Genomic DNA, 24,257 nt, shown 5'->3' with positions numbered 1-24,257 from the left:
CGAAAGCACCGCCGCGGCTGCCGTCCCACGAGGTCAGCGGGCGACCCGGAAAAAGCCCTCGGCGATCAGGGCGCGCAGCACGTCGGGGGTGCGTGCCCGCAGCTCGTCCTGGTCCTGGCCGGTCAGGTCGGCGATGGCATCGAGCAGCGGCCCCACCGGCATGGTGCCGTCGCACACGCTCGCCAGGGCGGCCTCGACCGTACCGACCTGGGCCACGCGGTGCAGGCCCTCGCTCTGGCGCAGCAGGATGCGCTCGGGGTCGGGCGCGCCAGGGGCGCCGATGCGCTCCTCCTTGACGTCCGGGGCCAGTGCCACGTGTGCGGAGAGCAGTGCGGCGTCGGTCAACCGGTGCGCGGTCATCGCCCCGTCCACCACCTCGGGCAGATAGGGGCCGACCGGTTGGGTGATGGAGTGGCGCAGTTCCTCCACCCGCACGGTGGCGTCCTGGGCGACGTCGTTGCGCAGGCAGATCCAGCCGAAACCGATGCCCTTGATGCCTTCGCGCTCGAAGTAGTCCAGCCACGCGTCGTAGCGCCGGGTGTACTCGGGGGTGCCGTGCTCGCAGGAGTCGCGCAGCCACAACTCGACGTACTCGGCGGGATCCTGCACATCGCGTTGGACCACCCACCCCGAGCACCCGGTCCCGGTCACCCATTCGCCGACCCGGTCGCGCCAGTCCTCCCCGCCCACGTGCAGCCAGTTCGCCAGCAGCTGGCCCCAGCCGCCGTCGGTCAGGTGTGCGGGGGCGCCGCGCACGATCTCGGCGCATACCGAGTCGCCCGCGAGGTCGGACTCCCGGTAGGTGTAGCGCGCGGAGTCCGGTGTGATCACGAACGGCGGGTTGGAGACGATCAGGTCGAACCGCTCCTCCTTGACCGGCTCGTACAGCGACCCCTCGCGTACGCGCACGTTGTCCAGCCCCGAGAGGGCGCAACTGATCTCGGTCATCCACAGGGCGCGCGGGTTGAGGTCGGTGGCGATGACCTCGCCGGCCCGCGCGGCCAGGTGCAGGGCCTGGACGCCGCAGCCGGTCCCCAGGTCCAGGGCGCGCTCGACGGGACCGTCCACGATCAGCTTCGACAGCGTTGCCGACGCCCCGCCCGCACCCACCACGTGGTCGGGGCGCGGGGACCCCTGTCCTGGGCGCACGGTGGGGTCGGAGACGACGTAGCCGGGAAGGCCCCCGTCCAACTCCCAGGGGCCCAGGTGGACGAGCGCGCGCACCCGGCCGTCGCGCACGGTGAGCAGGCCGGCTCCGGCGAGCTCGGTCACCGGGAGGATCGTGCGCGCGGCCTCCTCGGACACCGTCTCCTGCAACCACCACAGCCGCAGCAGCAGCCCGAGGCGTTCGTCACCACCGGTCGCGCGTAGTGCGGGCACCAACTGTTCACGGGCCAGCGCCTTCGCAGCGGTGTCGCCCAGCCGATCGCGCACGCCGGACACGGTGTAGTCGGCGTCGATCAGGGTCTGGCGCAGCCGTTCGGCGAGGTGGCGCGGAAAGGGGCGAAGCGAATCAGGCACGGACCCATTATCGAGTACATGTGCAAAATGCTGGGACGGGTCATTATCCGTGCTGGTCAGGGGTGTTCTGGGTGGTGCCGTCCGGGGTGTTCGGCCGCCTCGGCCCGGGCGGTGCGCTTGGCGACGGCCCGTTCGTCGGCTTCGGTGCGCTTGCGCAGCAGCCGGGGAATGTAGAGGAAGGCGAAGACGCCCAGACCGATCCCGGTGACGCACACCCAGATCCACCACCGCTCGTCCGGTGCGAGGGAATCGCCCGATGCGAGGAGCACGACCAGCGCGACCGCCCAGGCGAGCGAGCCCAGGGCGGTGGGGACGCGGTAGTCGGTTTCCAGGACCTCGGGGTCGGGCTGACGGGGTGTGCGCACCCTTTCAGGCTAATCGATCCGCGGGCGGTCCTCTCCGGCGCCCGGCTGGTGGGCCGGCGTCTTCGGCGGCCGGGCTTCGGGCGCCGTGCGCGCGGGTAGGAATCCGCAACGGTGTCGTCTCGACTCCGTAATCCCGGTTTGTCAGGATCGGTTGGGTGAACGAGACGCCCACGCCCGCATCCGAGGCCGATCCGGAGCCGCCTGCGGCAACCGGGTTCAGAGCAACCCTTGACCGCTACTTCCAGGTCTCCCGGCGCAAGTCCGACTTCGCGCGGGAGATCCGCGGTGGTCTGGCCATGTTCTTCGCGATGGCCTACATCATCGTCCTCAACCCGCTGATCATCGGAACGGGGACGGACGGGGACGGAAACCTGATCGGGGGAGCGGCCGACGCGGGCATCTCCATTCCGATGGTCGCCGCGGCCACCGCGCTGGTCGCGGGCGTGATGAGCATCCTGATGGGGGTGATCGGCCGGTACCCGTTCGGGCTCGCCGCGGGAATGGGGCTCAACGTCATCGTCGCCGTGACGCTGGCCCCCCAGATGACCTGGGCCGACGCAATGGGACTCGTCGTCCTTGAGGGCCTGATCCTGCTGGTGCTCGTCCTCACTGGTTTTCGCACCGCGGTCTTTCGCGCGATCCCCGCTGAGCTCAAGACCGCGATCGCGGTGGGGCTGGGCCTGTTCCTCACGCTGGTCGGCTTCGTCAACGCCGGGTTCGTGCGACGCGTGCCCGACGCGGCGGGGACCACGGTCCCGGTCCAGCTGGGCGACGGCCACCTCAACGGCTGGCCGATCCTGGTCTTCGTGGTCGGGTTGGCGCTCACCATCGTGCTCATGGTGCGCGGGACCAAGGGCGCGCTTCTGATCGGAATCATCGTGGCCACCGTCGTCGCGATCGTCGTCGAAGCGGTCGCCAAGGTCGGCCCGATGGTCAACCCGGTGAGCGGTGCGGTCAACCCGAACGGCTGGTCGCTCAACGTCCCGGAGCTGTCCGGCCCGGTCGTCGCCCTGCCCGACTTCGGGCTGCTCGGCCAGTTCACCCTCTTCGGCAGCCTGGAGCACATCGGCGTGATCACGCTGATTCTGCTGGTCTTCACGCTGATCCTGGCCGACTTCTTCGACACGATGGGCACCATGGTCGGGGTGGCGGGCCAGGCCGACCTCCTCGAAAAGAACGGCGACCTCCCGGGGGCGCGTGAAGTGCTGGTCGTCAACTCCCTGGCAGCGGTGGCAGGCGGTGCCTCCTCGTCCTCCTCGGCCACCGTCTACGCGGAGTCGGCAGCGGCGGTCGGCGAGGGTGCGCGGACCGGTATCGCGCCCATCGTCGCCGGGGTGCTGTTCCTCGTGGCCACGCTGTTCTCGCCCCTGGTCAACCTGGTGCCGTTCGAGGCGGCCACCCCGGTGCTGATCGTCGTGGGCTTCTTGATGATGACGCAGATCACCAAGATCGACTTCACCGACTTCGGTGTCGCGATCCCCGCGTTCCTCACCATCGTGGTCATGCCCTTCTCCTACTCCATCGCCGACGGTATCGGCGCGGGTTTCGTCAGCTACGTCCTGCTGCGCACCGCGCAGGGGCGGGCCGGGGAGGTCCATCCGCTGATGTGGATCGTGGCGGCGGCGTTCCTCGTCTACTTCGGGCTGGGGCCGATCCAGGCGCTCATCGGCTAGGTCTCCTGTGGCCGCGCTACGCTCCAATACCGGGTGCCCCGTCCGCGCAGCGGCCGGGGCACCCTGGTTTTCCCGGCCGATTGTGATCGAGACCATGGTTTCTCGAGTGGTGCGAGCAGGAATGCGCGACTTCGAGATATCGTTAGCAAGAGTAATGAGTCATGCTAATGAAGCACCCCGACGTTTCCCAGCAGACCAGGACTGACGCGGGCCTGGCGGCCGAGCTCCGCATGGCCGTCGGGCGACTTGCCCGGCGGCTGCGCGCGCAGCGGCCCGACTCCTCCCTGTCCCTCGGTCAGGGGGCGGTGCTGTTCGCACTGGCACGGCACGGGCAGATGACGCCCGGTGGCCTCGCCGAGTACGAGAAGGTGCAGCCGCCGTCCATGACCAGGGTGATCTCCGCCCTGGAGGAGCGCGGTCTGGTGCGCAGGATGAAGCACCCGGACGACCGCCGCCAACAGCTCGTGGAACTGACCGATGAAGGCGCCCTCCTGGTGCATCAGGACCAGGAGCGCCGCGAGGCGTGGTTGACCCTGCGCCTGGCCGAACTGACCCCGGCCGAGAAGACGACGCTGCGCAAGGCGGCGCAGATCCTCGGAAGGCTCAGCCAGTCCTAGCCCGCGCCGTCGGGGTGCGCATCTGATCGAAGGAGCACGCCACGGCTACCGCCATCCGCCCCCAACCGCCCGCCGTCACCCCGGCCCGACCCGCTGAGGCGCTCGACGAACGCCCCCGACCGATCGACTCAGCGCCGGCGCCTCCGGTGCCGGCGTCCGACGCCAAGCCGACCATGTTCCGCTCGCTGCGCGTGCGCAACTACCGTCTGTACGCCATGGGTCAGATCGTCTCCAACAGCGGTACCTGGATGCAGCGTGTCGCCCAGGACTGGCTCGTCCTCCAGCTCAGCGGTGGCAGCGGCGTCGCCCTGGGCGTCACCACCGCGCTGCAGTTCCTGCCGATGCTGTTCTTCGCCCTATGGGGCGGAGCCATCGTGGACCGGCTCTCCAAGCGTGGCCTGCTCATCACCACCCAGGCGCTCATGGGCGGCCTCGCCCTCGGGCTCGGACTGCTCGTCACCCTCGGCGCCGCGCAGGTCTGGCACGTCTACCTGTTCGCTCTCGCCCTCGGTCTCATCACCGTCCTGGACAACCCCGCACGCCAGACCTTCGTGATGGAGATGGTCGGCCCCAAGGACATGTCCAACGCCGTCGCGCTGAACAGCGCCAGCTTCCAACTCGGCCGGGTCGTCGGCCCGGCGGTCGCCGGCCTGCTCATCGCCGCGATCGGCAGCGGACCGGTGTTCCTGGTCAACGCGCTGTCCTTCCTCGGTGTGATCGCCGGCCTCGCGATGATGCGCCCCTCCGAACTCAACGTCACCGAACCCGCCCCCCGCGCCAAGGGCCAGATCAGGGAGGGCCTGCGCTATGTCGCCGGACGCCGGGACCTGGTGCTGCTGCTGGTGATGATCGCGTTCGTGCAGCTGTTCGGCTCCAACGGTCAGAACCTGATCGCGCTCATGGTCAACAACGTCTTCCGGGCCGGCGCCCAGGCGTACGGGGTGGCCGCCGCCTGCTTCGCCGTGGGCGCGCTGGCCGGTGCGCTCATCGCTGCCCGCCGTGAGGCTCCCCGGCTGCCGGTACTGCTGGCCGGGGCCTTCACGTTCGGCCTCTGCCAGATCGTCGCCGGCCTCATGCCCACCTACCTGGTCTTCACCCTGGTCCTCATCCCGCTCGGCATCGCCTTCATGACGTTCACCGCCACGATGAACGCGTTCTTCCAGCTCAACGTGGACGGACAGATGCGCGGCCGGGTCATGGCGATGTATATGTTGGTCTTCCTCGGGGTGGCGCCCATCGGCGCACCGATCGTGGGGTTCCTGGCGGACGCCTTCGGCCCTGCTGCGAGCCTGATCACCGGGGGCGTCGTGGGCGTGGTGGTGACCACCGTCATCGCGATCGCCCTTGGACGTACCCTCGGTGTCGGCGTACGGGTGACCCCGCTGCGTCGTCCCTTCGTCGAGCTGACCCGGCGGCCGTTGGCCGAGTCGGCCTGAGCACGCCCCGGAGCCCTCGTTGCGCCTGTTCGCAGCCGTCGTGCCGCCGCCCCCCGTCTGTGACGAACTCCGGCGCGCACTCGTCCCCGTCCGCGAGCGCGCGCCCGAGGGCCTGCGCTGGTCGCCGCGCGAGCAGTGGCACGTCACCCTGCTCTACCTGGGAGAGGTGCCGGAGGAACGGGTCGCCGCGCTGCGCTGGGAGCTGGAGCGCTCGCTGACCCTGCACAAACGGTGTGTGCTCGGACTGGCCGGTGCCGGGACCTTCCCGGGCGACGCCGGCGCCGCCCGGGTGCTGTGGGCCGGGCTGACCGGTGAGACCGGTGCCCTCGCCGGGATGGCGGACGGGATTCGCGCGGCCGCAGCCGCCGCCGGGGTCGAGGCGGGGGAGGAGCGCGACTACGTGCCCCACCTCACCCTGGCCCGCGCGGGCGCCCCCACCGATCTGTCGCGTACCCGTGCCGACCTGGCCGGTCCGGTCGGCACCGAATGGACCGCCGACCAGGTTCACCTCGTCCACAGCCGCCCCGGGCACACGCCCCGGTACCACACCGTTGCCAGCTGGGGGCTAGCCTGAAGACCGATCGCACCAGCAGAGGAGCCGGGCCGGCCATGAGCATGCTCACCAACAACCGCAAGCAGCGCTGGCTGCTGCCGACCGTTCTCGCTGCGATCATGCTCATCGTCATCATCGGTGCGCTGCTCCAGTAGCGAAAGACCACCTCTCCCCGCACGCTCTGCTTCGCCGGTGCCGTGTCTGCGCGCAGTCGCCGCCCACGGAGCCGCTCAGCGTTCGGCCCGGACGCGGGCAGCCGCCTCCCCGACCAGGGCGGTGTTGTCGGTGGCCTCCGCGCCGTCGGGGGTCAGCAAGCAGTCCTCCAAGCCCATGCGCACGTCGAGGTCCAACGCCACGGCCTTGTCCAGGAGCGGCCACGCGGTCGCGTCCCGGCCGTGCAGCATCCGCGGCACGGTGCTCCGGGCACGGTCCAGTACGGAGGCGATGCCCGAAAGGGTCCGCAGGGCCTCGTCCGTGCCCTGCTCCACGGGCTCGATCAGCACCGATGAGCACACCTCGATGACATGCGAGGCAACCAGGACGCGCGCGGCCTCCACCGTCCAGACGCCCGCTTCGACCGCCACCCGGTGTCCGGCCAGCACCCGGGCCACCTCCAGCGAACCGGGTTCGTGCATGTTCACCGTCGCGGAATCGGGCAGCGTCCCCCACCTGCCGACCAGGTCGAGCCGTCGCCACGCGTCCGGCTCGGCCGACAACGAGGTCGTCACGCTCACCGGGACGCCCGGGACCCGGTCGTGCAGTCGGTCCAGCAGCGCGGTCACCAACTGGTGGTCCAGAGACTCCCGCCCCCGGCCGTCACGCGGGTGCACGTGCACTGCGGTCGCCCCCGCCCCGACCACCGCGGCAGCGTCCGCTGCCAACTGGTCCGGTGAGATCGGTAACGCGGGATGCTCGCCGGGGCGGCGGTCCCCGTTCAGGCAGGCGACGATTCTCATGGTCCTCCTCCGCTGGTGGAGCGGTTTGCCCTCCTGAGAGCCTCCCTGCCCCGACTGCGGGTCGCATACCCCCGTGCCCTGGACACGGGTGAAAAGATACGAACATGACCAGAAGCGCCGCCGCGCGGTGGGTCGCTGCCCTCGCGCTGCTTCCGGCGGTGCTCGGCGCCGCTCCTGCCCAGAACGCCACCCCCGAACCCGACCCCTCGGCCGCCGAAAGCCTTCCTCCGGGTACCGAGCGCGCTTTCACCATCACCGATCCCCGCATCGCCGAATCCAGCGGCCTGGCTGCCTCGGTGCGTCACGAGAACGTCTACTGGACGCACAACGACAGCGGGCCCCAGTACGGGCCCGACATCTACGCGGTGAACGATCAGGGCGAGACGCTGGCCACCGTCCGCCTGGTGGGGGAAGGGGTCGAGGCCCGCGACTGGGAGGCCATCGCACTGGGGACCGACGACTCCGGGGAACCCGCCCTCTACGTCGCCGACATCGGCGACAACTTCCAGGGTGGCTGGCCCTCGGTCCGGGTCTACCGGCTTCCCGAACCGGCGGAGCTCGTCAACCAGACCATTCAGGCCACCACGTTCACCTTCGGCTATGCCGACGGAGGCCGGGACGCGGAAGGCATCCTGATCGATCCGCGCGACAACCGGCTCTACGTCGTCAGCAAGGAGATCGGCGGAAGCGTCTACGCCGCCCCCGAGCAACTGGACGCGACCGGCACCAACACCCTCACCCGGGTCGGCCCCGCGCCGCTGTTCGCCACGGACGCCGCGTTCTCCCCCGACGGCTCGCAGTACGCCATCCGCACCTATTGGGGCGCGGTCCTCTACGACGCCTCCGACGGTGTTCCCGGGCCGAGCACCGACCGGATCCAACTGCCCACGAGCGACCAGGGGGAGTCGCTCACCTACACCCGGGACGGCACCGCACTGCTGGTCGGCACCGAAGGGGAGCAAAGCCCCGTCTGGCGGATCCCGTTGGCCGAACCGGTGGAGCCCGCCGAACCGACCGCCGAGCCGGGCGCGGAACAGTCGTCGGCCCCCGAATCCGACACGCGGGACGAGCCGGCGCAACCCGTGGGGGCCGGGGTGTTCATCCTCGGCGGGGCCGTCCTCGCCGCTATCGTGATCGCGGGCATCGTCTGGTTGGCCCGGACCGGGTAGGGCGCCGGCGTCCCCGGATCACCCCTCTTCCATGAAGATCTCCCGGGCGAGGAAGGCGTGCCGGGAATGATCGGTGAAGACGCCGTCCACGCCCGCCACGAAGAAAGCGTCGTACTCGGTGGCGAAACCGCCGTAGGTCGTGGCGTCCGTTCCCGAGCGCAGCGTTTCGGGCAGGAAGTGGTTCTCGCTGCGAAAAGTGTAGGGGTGCACCAGCAGGCCCGCCTCGTGGGCGTCGTTGACCAGCGCGGTGGGCTCGCCCAGCTTTCCCTCATCGGTCACCGCGATGATCATGGACTTGTGCGGGCCGATCGCGTCGGCGAACTCCGCGACTTCCGCCAGCCCTTCGGGAGTGGTGAAGTGGCGCCACTTCTCCTCGGTCCCCATCAGGAAGACCAGGGGGAGTTCCAGGTCGCGCAGTTTTTGCAGGCTCTCGGCCTCGAAGGACTGTAGGAAGACCGGAACTTGCGGTTCCGGGCCGGCCAGGCCGTGCTCGCTCAGGGCACGGATCAGCGGCGGCTCCAACTCCAGTCCGATGGAGGCGTGGTAGGCCGGGTGCTTGGTCTCGGGGTAGATCCCGATCGGGCGGCCCAGCTCCTTGGTCAGGGCCTTGGCCAGCGCGATGATCTCTTCCAGCGTCGGCACCGGATAGTCGCCGTCGTGCGCGGTGTTGTCCGGACGCACCTCGGGCAACCGTTCGACGGCGCGCAGTGTCTTGATCTCGGCGAGGGTGAAGTCCTCCGCGAAGAACCCGGTCACCTCCGCCCCGTCGATGGTCCGGGTGCCCGCGCGGTCGGCGAACTCCGGGCGCGTGGCGACGTCGGTGGTGTGTCCGATCTCCGACTCGTGCCGCGCGATCAGATGACCGTCCTTGGTCGAGACCAGGTTGACCTCGATGAAGTCGCCGCCGTAGCGTGCGCCCAGCGTGTAGGAGGCCAGTGTGTGCTCGGGGCGGTGCCCCGACGCGCCGCGGTGCGAAATGATCTTGATGTGGGGAAGCTGTTTGTTCCTGCGCAAAGCCGAGGTCCGTCCGTACCGAGGGGTCGCCGAGAAAGGGTGCGGCCGGCCCGGAACACATCCGGACCGGCCACTATGTCTATCCGCTGGGTGGCACTCAGGCCAACCGGCCCACCACGTGGTTGACGCACTCGGTCAGCGCCTGCACGTCGGCCGGCGTGATCGCGGGGAACATGCCCACGCGCAACTGGTTGCGGCCGAGCTTGCGGTAGGGCTCGGTGTCCACGACGCCGTTGGCCCGCAGTACCGTGGCCACCGCCGCCGCGTCCACCTCGTCGGTGAAGTCGATCGTGCCCACGACCTGCGAGCGCTGCGCGGGGTCGGTCACGAACGGCGACGCGAACGCGGACTTCTCCGCCCAGCCGTAGAGCACCTGCGACGACTCGGCGGTGCGGTTGACCGCCCAGCCCAGGCCGCCCTGGCCGTTGATCCACTCGACCTGCTCGGCGAGCAGCAGCAGCGTGGACACGGACGGCGTGTTGTACGTCTGGTCCTTGCGGGAGTTGTCCACGGCGGTGGGCAGCGAGAAGAACTCCGGGACGTAACGGCCGCCGTCGGCGATCTCGGTGACCCGCTCCAGCGCCTTGGGCGACATGATCGCGATCCACAGCCCGCCCTCGGCCGCGAAGCACTTCTGCGGCGCGAAGTAGTAGACGTCGGTCTCGGTGATGTCCACCGGAAGCCCGCCGGCACCGCTGGTGGCGTCCACCAGGACGAGGGCGTCGTCGTCGGCGCCGCTGACGCGCGCGATGGGCGCGGCCACACCGGTGGAGGTCTCGTTGTGGGTCAGCGCGTAGACGTTGACGCCGGGCTCGGCCACCGCGACACCGTGGGTCCCGGGGTCGGAGGCGACGACGGTGGGCTCGCCCAGCCAGGGAGCACCCTTGGTGACCTTGGCGAACTTCGAGGAGAACTCGCCGAACGAAAGGTGCTGGGACTTGGCCCGGACCAGGCCGTGTGCGGCGATGTCCCAGAAGGCGGTGGTCCCGCCGTTGCCGAGGACGACCTCGTAGCCCTCGGGCAGGGAGAAGAGGTCGGCGAGGCCGGAGCGAACGCGGCCGACGAGCGATTTCACCGGCTTCTGGCGGTGGGAGGTGCCGAGGTAGGAGGCACCGGAGGAAGCCAGTGCGCTCAACTGCTCGGGACGGACCTTGGACGGGCCGCAACCGAAGCGGCCGTCACTGGGCAGGAGGTTCTCGGGAATGTGGATCTCGGTCACATCGGTCACCCTACTCTTGCCGTTCGGTCCGGCGCAGGCACGGGGGCAAACCTTCGGGCGGTCGGTTGCTGTGTCCGATATCGGCCAGGGCCAAAAGGTGACGAAAGACGTCTATTGGTTCAAGACTTTCGATGACCCGACCGTGCGCACCTCCGTGCACGTGCAGCCGATCGCGAGACCGGGAACCGCCCGACCGCAGACCTCGACACACGGGCGACCACGGTTCCCAGACGAGGAATCCATGACTCCATCCCCTCACGAGGGCGACAGGCCGAGCGGAAGGGAGCGGCGTTCGGACCCGCTCGCCTTCGTGTCCCTCTTCGACGCGCTCCGTCGTCCCCCGAGTCTGCTGGAGCGAAGCCAACAGGCCGCGGCCGACCGCGCGCTGCGCAAACGCGGCGACGCCGACCGCTACGACTCGCGCGAGGGCGTCTTCGGGCTGGGAGACACCCCGCTGCCGGTGGTCGAGTTGGTGGTCGCCGAGCCCGCGACCGGAGGGAAACCCGCCCAGGATCACGGCGTACGCAGGGCTCAGGAAGCGCGCAGGCTTCGGCGCGGCGGCTTCCGTTCCTGGCTGCCGAGCCTGCTCTTCCCGCGCAGCTCCCTCCCCGAGTACGCCGAGCAGGGGGTGTCCCGATCGGGGGCGGACAGTCCCACCGCCCAGCAGTCGGTCCCGTCGCCGGGGGTGTCGAGCAGCGAGCCGGACCGCACCGGGACCGACGCGGACCTCGTCACCCGCGCGCTGGTCGTGCGCGCCGCCAACCAGCCGATGGCCCTGCTCCACCAGGCGGAGGACAAGTACCGGACCTCTCCCGAGGGCTTCGTCAAGGAGAGCGGCCCGCTCTTCCAGACCAGAATGGACGTCCAGGCCCTCGTCAACGCGATCAAGGGGACGCCCAGCGGAGTACCGGAGGAGCAGGCCCGTGACCGGGCCGCCCCGGAGCCGCCCTCCTTCCCGCGGGTGGAGTCCCTGTTCCGACTGTTCGACGTCTTCGCCGCCGACCGGTTCGAACAGCAGGGGCAGTCCGACCAGGGCGGGCGCCTGGGCACCGGCCAGGAGATCGCGCAGGCACTGCGCCTGCACGAGCTGGGTGCCTGGCGGGTGGGCAGGACCGCTGCGATTCCGGGACGACCGTTGACCCGTTTCTGGCGATTCGTGGTCAGCACGATCGGTTCGTGGATCTATCGGCGGTTCTACCGGGTGCTGTACGAGGGGCTCAGTTTGTTCTGGCGCCCGCGCCGCCAGGGCGACAACGGAAAATCCTCCGGCCGGGCCGATCTGAACTTCGACCTCTTCGACGCCAAGGTCCTCACCCCCCTGGGGGTCGTGCTCAACATCAGCATCCTCGGCCTGCTGGTCACCGGAGTCACCCTCAACCTGCCCAAGGACCTGGTGGAGGGCTTCACCGCCATCCTCCTGCTGCTGGTCCTGGGGGTCTACCGGCTCATCGGCTACGTGTGCTGGGGCTATCCCTGGCAGCCCTACCGCTGGCTGGCCAGACAGCCCTACCGATTGGACACCGAGGCCGACCGTCGGCAGCGGTGGGGCAGCCGCCGCGCCTACCGGGCCGTCGCCGAGCGGGCCGGCAAGGAGTACGCGGAACTGGTGTTGTCGGAGACGGGGCGGACGAGCGCCGACCGGATCCACCAGATGCGGCTGCTCATCGTGAACGCTTTCCTCACCGACCTCGACGCCGCCTACGGTCCTTTCCCCTGGTACCAGTGGAGGCGCGCGGCCCGCGCGCGCGGCCTGCTGCGCCCCGCGCTGGTCGTGGACCGGGCGCGCACACGGTGGAACGGCGGCGACACCGTCCAGGATCCGACGGTCAGCACGGCAGTGGGGACGGCCCGCGCCGCGGACGTACTGTTCCTCGTCGAAGAGATCCGCACCAGCCAGTACTTCCCCGACCCGCTCGTGGTGGTCGTGCTCCGCGCGGAAGGGATGCCCCCGACCCGGTTCGGCTCGCGGGTGCCCAGCCGGGCGGAGGCTCCGGGACGGCTGGCCGACGACGTCGTGGCGTGGCAGCTGTTGCGCCGCCGGCTGGGGCGCCTGGGAGCGGGACGGACCCTGTCCTTCGACATCAGTGCCTCCGCCGACCAGCGCAGGGGTGAGAACGCGGTTGCCGCCCCCACCTTCCTGCCGACCCGGTCGATGCGGGTCAGATCCGCGATGCCCGCCGCGGCCCTTCTCCTGGCGCTGGTCCTGCTGGCCGGGGTGTCCGTGGTCGCCTATGACCAGTCCACCGGAAACGAGTGCTGGTGGGGCCGCCGCTTCGCCGAGCAGCCCGACCAGATCCTGCAACTGCCCAAGCCCGAGGGGGTCCAGGGCCCCAGCCCCTTCGACTGCGTCGGTTTCACCGACGGCTCCTACGTCTTCCACGAGCGGTTGGGGGCTGCCCAGGAGACCATCGCCGAACAGAACGTCCAGGCGGAAGCGGGACCGCACGTCACGGTGGTGTACTTCGCCGCGCTCTCGGTCGACGACGACACCGCCCAGCGCGCGCTCCTGGCGGGGGTGCACGGCGAACTCGTCGGGCTTGCCCTGCGCCAACGCGAGTACAACGCGCTGCGCTCGGACGACGAGCTGCGGATCCGTATCCTGCTCGCCAACGCGGGACCGGTGCTGAGGCACGGGGTGGAGGTGGCCGAGGCGGTCGCGGCCGAGGCGGCTCGCGATCCCGGAGTGGTCGCGGCCCTCGGTTTCGGCCAGAGCCGCCAGTCCACCAGGGACGCGATCAGCGTCCTGGCCAAGGCGGGAATCCCGATGATCGCCACGACCCCGACCTTCGACGACATCGACCTCGTCAACGGCCGGCACAGCGACTTCTTCTTTCCCCTCGCACCGTCCAACACCCGCATCGCCACCCAGGCGGCCGCGTGGGCACGGGAAGGGGTGACAACGGACAAGGGGCAGCTCCCCAGGGCGGAAAGGGTCGCCGTCTTCTGGCAGCGCTCGAAGGAGGACCTCTACGGCGGTCAGCTCGCCAGCGTGTTCATGGGCGAGTTCAACCGCCCCGGCGCACTGGGCGGGGGGATTCCCGGCGGGGTCGCCCTCGACGCGGGCTACGACCCCCAGGGCACCGGCCTGCGCGACACCGTGCGCTCCGTCTGCCAGGAGGAGCCGGACATGGTCTACTACGCCGGCCGCTCCGACCAGTTCCCGCTGTTCCAGGACGAGTTGCTGCTGGCCGACGGCTGCCAGGGAGGGGTGTCGATCATGGCCGGTGACGACATCGTCAAGTACGTCTCCGACCAGGGAGCGAGCGACTCGGACTTCCCGTTGTACTACACCCCGCTCGCCGCGGACGGCGGGTGGGGCGCGGTCACCGAGGATGACGCCGGGAAGGGCGCGTTCTACGGGAAGTTCGCCGACCTGGTCGCCGCGATCCCCATCCGGTCGGCCACCCCGGCGGAACGTCCCTCGGTGCCCCACGGGGTGATGGCCTACGACGCCCTGACCGTGATCGGCGAGGCACTGGCCGACGCCCGCCGCAACCAGGACCCCGCCGACTCCGCGGCGCTGCCGACCGGTCTGGCGCCCTCCTTGCTGTCGGGGCGCCTCGGTGTTCCCGGGGTGAGCGGCTACATCTCCTACGGCACCCCCGGGGAGAGAGGCAACTGGATCGAGGACAAGCTGATCCAGCTGGTCCTGGCGCGCCTCGGGGCCGAACCCGTCACGATCGCCGCCTGCGGCCGGGTCAGCGACCTCGACGACCAGTCCGAGGCCAACCTGGCGGCGAACGGGTGCGTGCGCTAGGCGTTCGGCACCGTACCGACCCCACCGGTAGTGGGTTCCGCCGGTCGCCATGGCGACCGGCGGAACCCACTACCGCCTCAGCGGTGGTGACCGATCAGGCGCCCTGCTCGATGGCGGCCGCGGAACCGTTGACGGTGGTGATGTCGCGCTTGGCGGGCCCGGTGTACCGGGCGCTGGGGCGCACCAGGCGGCCGGTCCGCTTCTGCTCCAGGATGTGCGCCGACCAGCCGGCGGTACGGGCGCTGGTGAACATGGAGGTGAACAGCGACGACGGGATCTCTGCGAAGTCGAGTACGACGGCGGCCCAGTACTCCACGTTGGTGGCCAGGACCCGGTCGGGCTTGCGGGCGTGCAACTCCTTCAGCGCCGCGGTCTCCAGCGCCGCCGCGACCTCGTAACGGGGCGCGTCGAGCTCCTTTGCCGTCCGGCGCAGCACGCGGGCACGCGGGTCCTCCGCGCGGTACACGCGGTGGCCGAAGCCCATCAGACGTTCGCCCTTGTCGAGGGCCTGGGTCACGTACGTGCCGGCGTCGCCGATGCGCTCGGTCTCGTCCAGCATGTGCAGCACACGCGCCGGTGCACCACCGTGCAGCGGGCCGGACATGGCGCCCACGGCTCCTGAGAGCGCCGCCGCCACGTCCGCGCCGGTCGAGGCGATGACCCGGGCGGTGAACGTCGAGGCGTTGAGGCCGTGCTCGGCAGCGGAGGTCCAGTAGGCGTCCACGGCCTTGACGTGCCGGGGGTCGGGATCGCCGCGCAGTTGGATCATGAAGCGCTCGACGACGGTACGGCCCGCTTCGACGCGCTCGCGTCCCACCTCGGGCTGGTCGCCGCGTGCGGACTGGGCGATCACCGAGAGAGCGGCCGCGGTGGCCCGGGCGACGTTGTCGCGTGCCTCGGCGTCGTCGATGTCCAGCAGCGGTTTGAAGCCCCATAGTGGAGCAAGGGTCGCGAGCGTGCTCTGCACGTTGACGCGTACGTCACCGGTGGAGACCGGCCGGGCGAACGGGTCGGCGAAGGGAAGCCCGGGGTCCAGGTCGTCGTTGACCAGCAGGCCCCAGACGCGTCCGAAGGTCACGTGACCGACGAGGTCCTCGATGTTGACACCCCGATACCGTAGGGCGCCGCCCTCCTTGTCGGGTTCGGCGATCTCGGTCTCGAACGCCACGACTCCTTCGAGTCCGGGTTTGAAGTCCGACATACCGGTTTCCTCCGTCTCCTCGATCCAGGGGCAAGGGTGGCCCCGTGAACCGCTTGGGATTTTTCCAATGACACGCGAGGTGTCGTCAATGGCGGTGCCGCCACGATGGCGTGCGCCCCACAGGTCGTGTGAGGATGCAGCACTGTGAACCATTGTGACCCTGCTGAGCTGCGTGAACCTTATGACGGTACGCCGTTGTCCGGTTCTGGGTTGTCTCAGCACCCTATGGAGCAGTTTCATGCCTGGTTTACCCAGGCCCGCGACGCGGGCCTCGTCGAGCCCAACGCGATGGTTCTGACGACGGTCGATCCTTCCGGTTCCCCCCGTGCGCGGACCGTCCTTTTGAAGGGTTTCGACCGCTCTGGCCTGCGGTTTTTCACTAACTACCGATCGCGCAAAGGGGTGGCCATGGCCGGTGATCCGCGTGTCTCGGTGGTCTTTCCCTGGCACCAGATGCGCCGTCAGGTGATCGTCTCCGGCCGTGTCGAACGTCTCACCGATGGAGAGAACGACACCTATTTCGCACGACGTCCCAGGGGTTCACAAATCGGGGCATGGGCGAGTGAGTACCAGTCCTCGCCAGTGGCCGATCGCGCGCAGCTCGACGCCCGCTATGCGCGCCTCGCGGCGAAGTGGGCACCGGACGAATCGATCCCCAGGCCGCCCTACTGGGGAGGTTTTCGCATCCTCCCCGAGGAAGCGGAGTTCTGGCAGGGGCGCAACGATCGAATGCACGACCGTTTCCGCTATCTCCGTACGTCGGGTGAGGGCGACGCGGAATGGGCGATCGACCGCCTCTCGCCATGAAACCCCGGCTGGGCGGGGATTTTTGTGTCCGATTCGTTAAGTGTCGTGCGTCACACTTGGCGGAATTGGGGTGGCCGTCGCCACGCTATGATTGGACCCATCGGTGGCCGTTTCCACGGCCGGGGCGCATCACGGTCGAACCGGTGCAACACCGCTCATCCCAGGGTGCGCGACCTTGCCGGAACAGTCGCGCACTGGCCCGTGTTGAGACAACTGCCGCGTTGACTGCTCTCAACGGGCCCACGGAGGGAGGGAGAGTCTTGACCGCACACGGACTCATCGACACCACGGAGATGTATCTCCGTACGATCTTCGAGCTCGAAGAAGAGGGCATCGTCCCGCTTCGGGCGCGCATCGCCGAACGGCTCCAGCAGAGCGGCCCGACGGTCAGCCAGACGGTTGCACGCATGGAACGCGACGGACTGCTGCGCGTCGAGAACGACCGTCACCTGGTCATGACCGAGGAAGGCCGCAGGCTGGCCACGCAGGTCATGCGCAAGCACCGGCTCGCCGAGCGACTGCTCGTGGACGTCATCGGCCTCCCCTGGGAGGACGTGCACGTCGAGGCGTGCCGTTGGGAGCACGTCATCTCCGAGGCGGTCGAGGAGCGTCTGGTCGGCCTCCTCAAGGGGCCGTGGGCCTGCCCGCACGGCAACCCGATTCCCGGCCTCGACGAGCTCGGGCTGGAGGATTATTCCCCCGAACCCTTCTCGGGCACCACGATCGTCCCTATGGTTGACATCGCCACCGGCGCGGAGTCCACGGTCACGGTCCGCCGTATCAGCGAGCAACTCCAAAGTGACACCGAGGTAATGCTCGTTCTCAAGCGCGCTGGGGTACAACCCGAAGAGGAAGTTACACTCATCGCGAGTGATGACGGCGTGCGAGTGATTGGTGGTACCACCGAGGATGGCGAGTCAACCGAACTGCCCAGGCAGGTCGCAAGTCATATCTTCGTCGCCAAGCCGTAGCCGGGGGACGGCAGGTCACGTGGGTGCTCCGCGAGATGTCATGTTGCTCTGCGGATGTGTTCCCGCTGTTGCTACGCTCGCTGCATGGCGTGGGCCAGTCGGCATGAAACTGCAAACGCCCACTACGCGGGGGCGATGCGGGTTGCGTGGGTCATCATGAGTACGTTCCGTGACGGCGAGGTGGCTGCGCTATGAAGCGTTGGGGGGAAGCCTTCTACGGCGACAACGCGCTTGCTGGAGCCGAGGTTCTGGAGCAGGCGCAGATCGCCGTAGTGGTACTGGACCGCTTCAGTAACCTCCGTTACTGGAACGAATTCGCGCGCGACCTCTTCGGGTTCGTCGGCGGACGCGACTACCTGGGCGCCTCGCTGCTGGACATCGGCATCCACGAGGCGGACCACGAACAGGCCGGACAACTGGTCCGCCGCGTTCTCAAGGGCGAGTCCTGGGAGGGAACCTTCGCCGTCCTGCGCGGCGATTCCACCTGGATCCACGTCCGGGCCACCGCCGTCCCGACGAAGCACCCCTCCGGTGCGGTCGAGGGCGTGATGCTCTTTGCGAGCGAGGCCCTGCGCAACGGTCGGGTGGAAGAACAGTACGGCCTGCTCGACCGGATCGGCCGACGCCTCGCCGGTTCGCTGGAGTTTAGCGCCACCCTCAAGGCCGTGGCCGAGATCCTCGTCCCCCAGTTCGCCGACCACTGCTTCATCGACCTCTACGACCACGACCGCCTGGTGCGCCGTGTCTCGGTGCACGCCGAGGGGTGGAGCCCGCCACCGGCCAGCTGGGTCAACGTCGGCGAAGAGGTCCGCTATCCCGATCACCACTTCGTCTACAAGGCCATCCGGCGCCTGGAGACCGTGGTCGTGGGCGACTACGTGCACAGCAGCGACGTGGCCCCCAACGAGCGTTCGGCCCGAGTCTCGGAGCAGGTGGGGGTGACCTCCGCCGTTGCCGCGCCGCTGCGGGCCCGCGGTGAGGTGCTGGGCGTGCTCACCCTCGCCCTGTCCGCGCTCAGTGCCCGCGACAAGACCGACTACGACGGTTTCGACCGTGACCTGGTCGGTGCGATCGCCTCCCGGGTTGCGCTGGCCATCGACAACGCCCGGTTGTTCGAGGAGGAGCGCACGACCGCGCTCGCTTTCCAGAACAGCTTGCTGCCGCGCGACTTCCAAGATTTCGACGGCCTCTCCATCGCGCACCGCTACACCCCCGCCAAGCCGCTGGAGGTCCACGGACACGGCATCCAGACCCAGGTCGGCGGCGATTTCTACGATGTCATCCCCCTGTCCGCGGGCCGCGTGGGAATCGTCATCGGCGATGTCGAGGGCCGCGGACCGCACGCCGCCGCCGTCATGGGCCAGTTGCGCGCCGCACTCCGCGCCTTCGCGCAGGCCGACCGCGAGCCGGGCGACATCCTGCGCGCGCTCGACGAGTGGGTACGCCAGCTCGGTACGCCCGACGACGAGGGCGGAACCTGGGTGCCCAGCGTCAGCTGTCTCTACATGGCCTACGACGCCTGGTCCCGGGAGCTCTCCTACGCCAACGCGGGCCACTCGCCTCCGTTGCTGATCTGCGACGGTCGGGTCGAGGACCTGGAACTCCAGTTCCGGGACAAACTGCTCGGGGCCAAGCACAAGGGCGTCCCCGGGGAGTCCGTGTACCAGCAGGCCACGCTGACCCTGCCACCCGGAGCCACCCTGCTGCTCTACACCGACGGGTTGGTCAACCGCCGGCTGCCCGGGCGGGCCGTCAACGTCGAGCACTCGCTGGACATCCTGCACGAGCGGGTCCGTGAGGTCGCCGACAAGGACGTCGAGCAGATCGCGGTCGTCGCCGACAACGCCGTTCCCGGTGAGATGGAAGACGACACCGCGCTGCTGGTGGTGCGCTCCCACCCCGAGGAACTGGCTCTGCAACAGGGATGGTTCCCGGCCGAAGCCCCCACTGTCGCCGAGGCGCGTCATCTCGCGTCCACCACCTTCAAGGAATGGGGAATGGACCGCGACCAGGCCGAATTGGCCTGCCTGCTGGTCTCCGAGATCGTCACGAACGTCGTCATCCATGCCACCCCGCACCCGGTCAGCCGCGAGTTCACCGAGAACGGTGTGAAGGACTCCGACGGTCCGCCGGAGCTCGACGGCTTCGACGACTTCGACGAGGACTGGTCGGATCTGCTGGAGGAGAGCTCCGCCGGCGAGCCCGAGGACTCGTCGAGCAGGGAGTTCCTGATCCGGTTGCGCCGCGGCGGAAACTCGGTGTGGGTCGAGGTCTTCGACCACGACCTGCGGCTGCCCCGCATCCGCAAGGCAGGGGCCGACGACGAAGGCGGCCGCGGTCTCTACCTCGTCAACCAGTTGGCCTCGCGCTGGGGATCGCGTCCCACGCCTGAGGGCAAGGCCGTCTGGTTCGAGATTCCGATGCACGGCGAGGACGAGTAGCCGACCCCCCGGACGCCGGCCCCGTTCCAGGGGCCGGTGCCCCGCGAAAACCCTCCCGGGGACGGGCTTCCTCCCGCGTTGCTCGGCGGTGGGGTGGTCCCGGGTGCGCTGGGGCGGATCTCCGCGGGGCGAGTTCCGGTCGTCATGAAGTGAAACTGACCTGCCGGCGGCCGATGAGGAACCACAGCAAGGCTCCGATCAGGGGGGCGCAGATGATGAAGATGATCCACACCACCTTCATCCCGCCACTCACCCGGGACCCCAGGATGCTGATCAGGGCGGCGATGATCAATCCGATAACGACCACGGCCGCTGCCAGGGTTCCTACCATGGCGAGGACCACGAGGGTGGTCTCGGCGGGGGAGTTGGTCGTCAACGCGGTGAAGAGCATATAAATCCCTTTTTCGTTCGGAGCCGGCATGCGGGGGCGACGCCGTCGTTGACGTGGCGTCGCGATGGGTGATCGTCGTGTGCGGGCGCAAGGTGCGGGTTCTTCGTCGTGGGAACGGGCGGTGGTGGCCGCGCGGCCGGGCCGGTACGGGTAGGCCCGCGGCCCCGTGTCGCCGTTGACCCGGGGTCATGAACGGAGGATCCTTGTTCATGCATGACAAAGTACCCTGCAACGCAAGGTACCTTGCAGGAGACACGCCATTAGTGTGACATGTTGTCACAGTTCGTGTTCGCTGGGGGGCAGGAGGCGCGGATTCCGCGCTCCGACGGTTCTCGGCCTGCCGCATGGGCGGACGCGGGATGGCAGATCCCGGCCGAAGGGCTCGGTGCGTCCTCTCGGCGGCGCAGTCCTGGCGGAAAGAGGAACAGGGGACCGTCGGCCCCGTGGGCGGGAAAGCCGCCGGAAGGGATGCGGTCCTCTCCGGTCCTTCGGTGGCGTGGCCTGGGAACAACTCTCACCTGGGCCGGTGTCGCCCCACCCGTGGATAGGGCAAACGGACCGCCGGATCGCGGCGACCCGGGCCGACTCGTTGCGTGCCCGCGTGGTCCGCTCGTACGGAGCTTCGCCTCGGCCGACCCAGTTGCGTCGTCGCGCGCGTGCTCATCGGCGTACGACTGCCTCGGGGCGACGCACGTCGGTCAGCGAGTCTGATACGCCCACAGCAGCAGCACCACGATGATGAAGAACAGCACCAGGCCGCCCGTGGTCCACGGGACGTGGACGCGTCTGCGCAGCCAGCGGATTCCCAGGATCACGAAGATGACCAGGAGGCCGAGGACGATCGCGCCGTCGTAGGAGCCGCTCATGTCAGGGGGCCTTTCGCCGGGGCTCGCAGGGGTGTGGCGCTAAAGGCCCAGAGAGCGGCCCACGATCTCCTTCATGATCTCGGTGGTGCCACCGAAGATCGAGTAAACGCGGACGTCCTGCCATGCCTTTGCCACGGGGTACTCCATCATGTACCCATACCCGCCGTGGAGTTGCAGGCACCGGTCCATGACCTTGTTGCAGAGTTCACTGGTCCACCACTTGGCCTTCGCCGCGTCCTCGACGGTGAGTTCGCCGCGATTGTGCAGCGTGATGGCCCGGTCCACGTAGACGCGGGCCAGGTCCACCTCGGTGGCGAGCTCGGCGAGGACGAAACGGGTGTTTTGGAACGTGCTGATGGGGTGGCCGAAAGCGGTCCGCTGGGTGCAGTAGGCGATCGTCGCGGCGAGGGTCTGTTCGGCCGCCGCCGTGGCGGAGACGGCGATGGACAGCCGCTCCTGGGGCAGGTTGTTCATCAGGTGGACGAAGCCCTGGTTCTCCCGGCCGATCAGGTTCGTCGCCGGAACGCGGACGTCGGTGAAGAACAGTTCGGCGGTGTCCTGTGCCTTGAGTCCGATCTTGTCGAGGTTGCGTCCCCGGCCGAAGCCGGGCATACCGCGCTCCACCGCGATCAGCGAGAGGCCGTGCGCCCCCGCGTCCGGCGCGGTCACGGCCACCACGATGACCAGGTCGGCGTTGATGCCGTTGGTGATGAAGGTCTTCTGTCCGTTCAGGACGTAGTCGGCACCGTCGCGCACAGCGGTGGTCGTGATGCCTTGGAGGTCGCTGCCGGCACCCGGTTCGGTCATGGCGATGGCGGTGATGAGCTCCCCGGAGGAGAAGCCGGGCAGCCAGCGGCGCTTCTGCTCGTCGGTGGTCAGCTCCACGAGGTAGGGCGCGTTCACGTCGTTCTGCAGCCCGAAGCCCAGGCCGCTCGCGCCGACCCGGCAGATCTCCTCGGCGAGGACCGTGTTGAAGCGGTAGTCGGTACTTCCCGACCCGCCGAACTCCTCGGGGACGCCGAGCCCGAGCAGGCCCATCTCTCCTGCCTTGCCCCATACCGCGCGCGGCACGATCCCGTCGGCCTCCCACTGCTGGTGGAAGGGGACGACCTCGCGCTTGAGGAACTCGGCGACCGAGTCGCGGAACAGGTCGTGCTCGGTCTCGAACAGCTCGCGCCGCATGGACTGCCTCCTCAACGCCCGTCCTCGTTCTCGGCCACGTTAACCGAATCGGGTTCGGCTTGATAGGGGTGTCGTCTTCGGTGCCGCCGTTCCCCCCGGGGCGTTCAATGCGTCCTTCGGGGGCAGGGACGCGGTTCCCGGTGGCAGTTCACCCCTGTCGCGTAGTCGTGCAGGAGGATTGTCGCTCATCACGGGGTTCGGAATGAGCCGAACGCCGCAACCGCAAAGCCCCTGTCGAAAGACGGGCGGGGTCAAGAGGAGGCGGCCGGTACTCGGGCGCACGGCCGCTGCTGCCGTGCAGGCCCGCTCTCCGGCGGCTTGCCTTCCCCTCTTGGCCGAATATGGTTCGGTTTATTGGGTCCGACCACCACTCTCCAGGAGAAAGCCATGGCTGAGGCATTCATCGTCGGGGCGGTCCGCACCCCCGTGGGAGTCCGCAAGGGGGCGCTGGCCGCCGTGCACCCCGCGGACATGGGAGCACACGTCCTCAAAGAACTGGTCAGGCGCACCGGCATCGACCCCGCCGCGGTCGAGGACGTGATCATGGGGTGCGTCAGCCAGGCAGGACCGCAGGCGCTGGACCTGGCCCGCACGGCGTGGCTGTCGGCCGGCCTGCCCGAGAGCACGCCGGGTGTCACCATCGACCGGCAGTGCGGTTCCTCCCAACAGGCCGTGCACTTCGCCGCGCAGGGCGTCATGTCCGGCACCCAGGACCTCGTGGTGGCCTCCGGTGTCGAGAACATGGGCATGGTTCCCATGGGCGCCAACGTGCAGTTCGCGCTCGACAACGGGCTCTCGCTCTACGGGGAGGGGTGGGCCGAGCGCTACGGAACCCAGGAGATCTCGCAGTTTCGCGGTGCCCAGTTGATGTGCGAGAAGTGGGGCTACGAACGCGAGGACCTGGAACGCTACTCCCTGGAGAGCCACCACAGAGCGGCAGAGGCCCGCGAGGCTGGGCGCTTCGACGCCGAGATCGTCCCGCTCGCGGGGGTGTCCCACGACGAAGGGATCCGTCCCGACACCACCCTGGAGAAGATGGCCGGCCTCACGCCGCTGCGCGAGGGGTGGGCGCTCACCGCGGCGGTGGCCAGCCAGATCTCGGTGGGCGCCGCCGCGGTGCTGATCGCCTCCGAGCGCGCCGTGGCAGAGCACGGCCTTGTCCCGCTGGCCCGGATCGTCCAGCTCTCCCTGGTGGGCGACGACCCGGTGTACATGCTCACGGCGCCCATTCCCGCCACCCGCGTCGCGCTGCACAAGGCCGGCCTCGGGATCGGCGACATCGACGTCACCGAGATCAATGAGGCATTCGCGCCGGTTCCCATGGCCTGGACCGAGGAACTGGGCGCCGACCCGGCCACCGTCAACCCCAACGGCGGTGCCATCGCCCTGGGACATCCCCTGGGCGCGACCGGGGCCGTCCTCATGACCAAGCTGGTCCATGAGCTCCGGCGCAGCGGTGGCCGTTACGGGCTCCAGACCATGTGCGAGGGCGGCGGGCAGGCCAACGTCACCATCATCGAGCGGGTGTAGCCGGCCCGGCGTGCCGAAGACCGCCCGTGCGGGAGGGTCTTCGGCACGCCCTGCTCACCGGGACGCTGCCGGACGGCTCAGCACTTGGTGGAGCCGGGCTTCGTGGTCGTCCAGGAGCAGGTGTTGACCTTGGCGCCCTTGGCGTTGAGCAGCGTCGCGGTGTCGCGGTCGTTGTTCCAGACGTACTGGCGGAAGTTCCAGTAGCGGGTCGTGGCGGTGTTGCCGCCCGAACCGGTGCGCACCGTCACCGACTTGCCCGCGGCCAGGCTGAAGGACCCGAAGGTGTAGGCGTAGTTCCACTTTCGCCCCTTGCTCTTGTTCGCGGTTGACGGTGCGTCGTGCAGCACGTACCCCTTGAGGTTGACGGCCTTCTTCGTGGTGTTCTTGATGACCACGTACTCCGCGTTGAGGGAGGAGTTCGAGCGGTTGTCGGTGCCGGGACTGTCGTACGCGACGAACGTGAACTGCAGGGCCGGCGCCGCCTCCGCGGGGGTCGCCATGAGCAGCGAGGCGGTCAACGCCATGAGCAGTGAGGCGATGAGGCTGCGGGTACGCATAGGGGGTTCTCTTCTCTGAAAAACCGCTCGC

At 69.1% G+C, this 24,257-nt stretch carries 20 protein-coding genes; 10 read left to right on the top strand and 10 right to left on the bottom strand.

Annotation, left to right across the window (positions count from 1 at the left end):
* Positions 1 to 33 precede the first annotated feature (33 nt).
* On the bottom strand, positions 34 to 1,521 hold the full coding sequence (locus tag AC0VYP_RS21950; RefSeq protein WP_285758521.1) for a DUF7059 domain-containing protein: 1,488 nt from the start codon (positions 1,519 to 1,521) through the stop codon (positions 34 to 36).
* 56 nt (positions 1,522 to 1,577) lie between these two features.
* Complete coding sequence (locus tag AC0VYP_RS21945) at positions 1,578 to 1,886, bottom strand: DUF2530 domain-containing protein (protein WP_285758522.1); 309 nt, start codon at positions 1,884 to 1,886, stop codon at positions 1,578 to 1,580.
* A 155-nt stretch (positions 1,887 to 2,041) separates the two neighbouring features.
* On the opposite strand from AC0VYP_RS21945, the gene AC0VYP_RS21940 reads away from it, so the two are divergent.
* The 4 genes from AC0VYP_RS21940 (at position 2,042) to thpR (ending at position 6,186) form a co-directional block, all read left to right on the top strand.
* Positions 2,042 to 3,559 (top strand): NCS2 family permease, encoded by a 1,518-nt coding sequence (locus AC0VYP_RS21940; RefSeq protein WP_475471604.1) that lies wholly within the window; start codon positions 2,042 to 2,044, stop codon positions 3,557 to 3,559.
* Positions 3,560 to 3,726: 167 nt separating this feature from the next.
* Positions 3,727 to 4,176: a MarR family transcriptional regulator gene (locus AC0VYP_RS21935; protein ID WP_285758526.1), complete on the top strand. Its 450-nt coding sequence runs from the start codon at positions 3,727 to 3,729 to the stop codon at positions 4,174 to 4,176.
* A gap of 173 nt (positions 4,177 to 4,349) precedes the next feature.
* The gene (locus tag AC0VYP_RS21930; RefSeq protein WP_285758783.1) at positions 4,350 to 5,612 is read left to right on the top strand and encodes an MFS transporter; all 1,263 of its coding nucleotides are present in this window, start codon (positions 4,350 to 4,352) and stop codon (positions 5,610 to 5,612) included.
* A 19-nt stretch (positions 5,613 to 5,631) separates the two neighbouring features.
* Positions 5,632 to 6,186 (top strand): RNA 2',3'-cyclic phosphodiesterase, encoded by a 555-nt coding sequence (thpR, locus tag AC0VYP_RS21925; RefSeq protein ID WP_285758528.1) that lies wholly within the window; start codon positions 5,632 to 5,634, stop codon positions 6,184 to 6,186.
* Positions 6,187 to 6,395: 209 nt separating this feature from the next.
* Here the strand turns inward: thpR and AC0VYP_RS21920 are convergent, their stop codons facing one another.
* Positions 6,396 to 7,121, bottom strand: a complete 726-nt coding sequence (locus tag AC0VYP_RS21920) for a 3-keto-5-aminohexanoate cleavage protein (protein WP_285758529.1) — start codon at positions 7,119 to 7,121, stop codon at positions 6,396 to 6,398.
* Positions 7,122 to 7,225: 104 nt separating this feature from the next.
* Between AC0VYP_RS21920 and AC0VYP_RS21915 the strand changes: the two genes are divergently transcribed.
* Positions 7,226 to 8,290 (top strand): hypothetical protein, encoded by a 1,065-nt coding sequence (locus AC0VYP_RS21915; protein ID WP_475471601.1) that lies wholly within the window; start codon positions 7,226 to 7,228, stop codon positions 8,288 to 8,290.
* Positions 8,291 to 8,308: 18 nt separating this feature from the next.
* Here AC0VYP_RS21915 and AC0VYP_RS21910 read toward each other — a convergent pair whose 3' ends face one another.
* Both AC0VYP_RS21910 and serC read right to left on the bottom strand, forming a co-directional pair.
* Positions 8,309 to 9,304, bottom strand: a complete 996-nt coding sequence (locus AC0VYP_RS21910) for a glycerophosphodiester phosphodiesterase family protein (RefSeq protein ID WP_475471599.1) — start codon at positions 9,302 to 9,304, stop codon at positions 8,309 to 8,311.
* Positions 9,305 to 9,401: 97 nt separating this feature from the next.
* Positions 9,402 to 10,532, bottom strand: a complete 1,131-nt coding sequence (gene serC, locus AC0VYP_RS21905; protein WP_475471597.1) for a phosphoserine transaminase — start codon at positions 10,530 to 10,532, stop codon at positions 9,402 to 9,404.
* Between the two features lie 232 nt (positions 10,533 to 10,764).
* Between serC and AC0VYP_RS21900 the strand changes: the two genes are divergently transcribed.
* Entirely contained in the window at positions 10,765 to 14,280 is a 3,516-nt protein-coding gene (locus AC0VYP_RS21900; RefSeq protein WP_475471596.1) for a hypothetical protein, read from the top strand.
* Between the two features lie 94 nt (positions 14,281 to 14,374).
* Here AC0VYP_RS21900 and AC0VYP_RS21895 read toward each other — a convergent pair whose 3' ends face one another.
* Positions 14,375 to 15,481 carry a citrate synthase 2 gene (locus AC0VYP_RS21895; RefSeq protein WP_475471594.1) on the bottom strand — a complete coding sequence of 369 codons (1,107 nt, stop codon included), beginning with the start codon at positions 15,479 to 15,481 and terminating at the stop codon, positions 14,375 to 14,377.
* 144 nt (positions 15,482 to 15,625) lie between these two features.
* Between AC0VYP_RS21895 and pdxH the strand changes: the two genes are divergently transcribed.
* The 3 genes from pdxH to AC0VYP_RS21880 all read left to right on the top strand — a co-directional run bounded on the left by pdxH (position 15,626) and on the right by AC0VYP_RS21880 (position 19,700).
* The gene (pdxH, locus tag AC0VYP_RS21890) at positions 15,626 to 16,288 is read left to right on the top strand and encodes a pyridoxamine 5'-phosphate oxidase (RefSeq protein ID WP_285758538.1); all 663 of its coding nucleotides are present in this window, start codon (positions 15,626 to 15,628) and stop codon (positions 16,286 to 16,288) included.
* Positions 16,289 to 16,548: 260 nt separating this feature from the next.
* The gene (locus tag AC0VYP_RS21885) at positions 16,549 to 17,259 is read left to right on the top strand and encodes an iron-dependent transcriptional repressor DtxR (RefSeq protein ID WP_285758539.1); all 711 of its coding nucleotides are present in this window, start codon (positions 16,549 to 16,551) and stop codon (positions 17,257 to 17,259) included.
* A gap of 191 nt (positions 17,260 to 17,450) precedes the next feature.
* Positions 17,451 to 19,700, top strand: coding sequence for a SpoIIE family protein phosphatase (locus AC0VYP_RS21880; RefSeq protein WP_475471592.1), 2,250 nt, complete (start codon positions 17,451 to 17,453; stop codon positions 19,698 to 19,700).
* 142 nt (positions 19,701 to 19,842) lie between these two features.
* On the opposite strand, the gene AC0VYP_RS21875 is transcribed toward AC0VYP_RS21880, so the two are convergent.
* From AC0VYP_RS21875 to AC0VYP_RS21865, 3 genes are all read right to left on the bottom strand, one after another.
* Positions 19,843 to 20,091, bottom strand: a complete 249-nt coding sequence (locus tag AC0VYP_RS21875) for a PLD nuclease N-terminal domain-containing protein (protein WP_432707450.1) — start codon at positions 20,089 to 20,091, stop codon at positions 19,843 to 19,845.
* A 698-nt stretch (positions 20,092 to 20,789) separates the two neighbouring features.
* Entirely contained in the window at positions 20,790 to 20,957 is a 168-nt protein-coding gene (locus AC0VYP_RS21870) for a hypothetical protein (protein ID WP_285758542.1), read from the bottom strand.
* Between the two features lie 39 nt (positions 20,958 to 20,996).
* On the bottom strand, positions 20,997 to 22,139 hold the full coding sequence (locus tag AC0VYP_RS21865; RefSeq protein ID WP_285758544.1) for an acyl-CoA dehydrogenase family protein: 1,143 nt from the start codon (positions 22,137 to 22,139) through the stop codon (positions 20,997 to 20,999).
* A 387-nt stretch (positions 22,140 to 22,526) separates the two neighbouring features.
* On the opposite strand from AC0VYP_RS21865, the gene AC0VYP_RS21860 reads away from it, so the two are divergent.
* Positions 22,527 to 23,669 (top strand): acetyl-CoA C-acetyltransferase, encoded by a 1,143-nt coding sequence (locus AC0VYP_RS21860; RefSeq protein ID WP_475471590.1) that lies wholly within the window; start codon positions 22,527 to 22,529, stop codon positions 23,667 to 23,669.
* A 77-nt stretch (positions 23,670 to 23,746) separates the two neighbouring features.
* Here the strand turns inward: AC0VYP_RS21860 and AC0VYP_RS21855 are convergent, their stop codons facing one another.
* The gene (locus tag AC0VYP_RS21855) at positions 23,747 to 24,226 is read right to left on the bottom strand and encodes a lamin tail domain-containing protein (protein WP_475471588.1); all 480 of its coding nucleotides are present in this window, start codon (positions 24,224 to 24,226) and stop codon (positions 23,747 to 23,749) included.
* Between the last annotated feature and the right edge of the window lie 31 nt (positions 24,227 to 24,257).

It is taken from the genome of Nocardiopsis sp. iso_186 (assembly GCF_056173365.1).
Note: the sequence above shows the minus strand (reverse complement) of the source record. Positions and strands in the feature narration are given on the sequence as shown.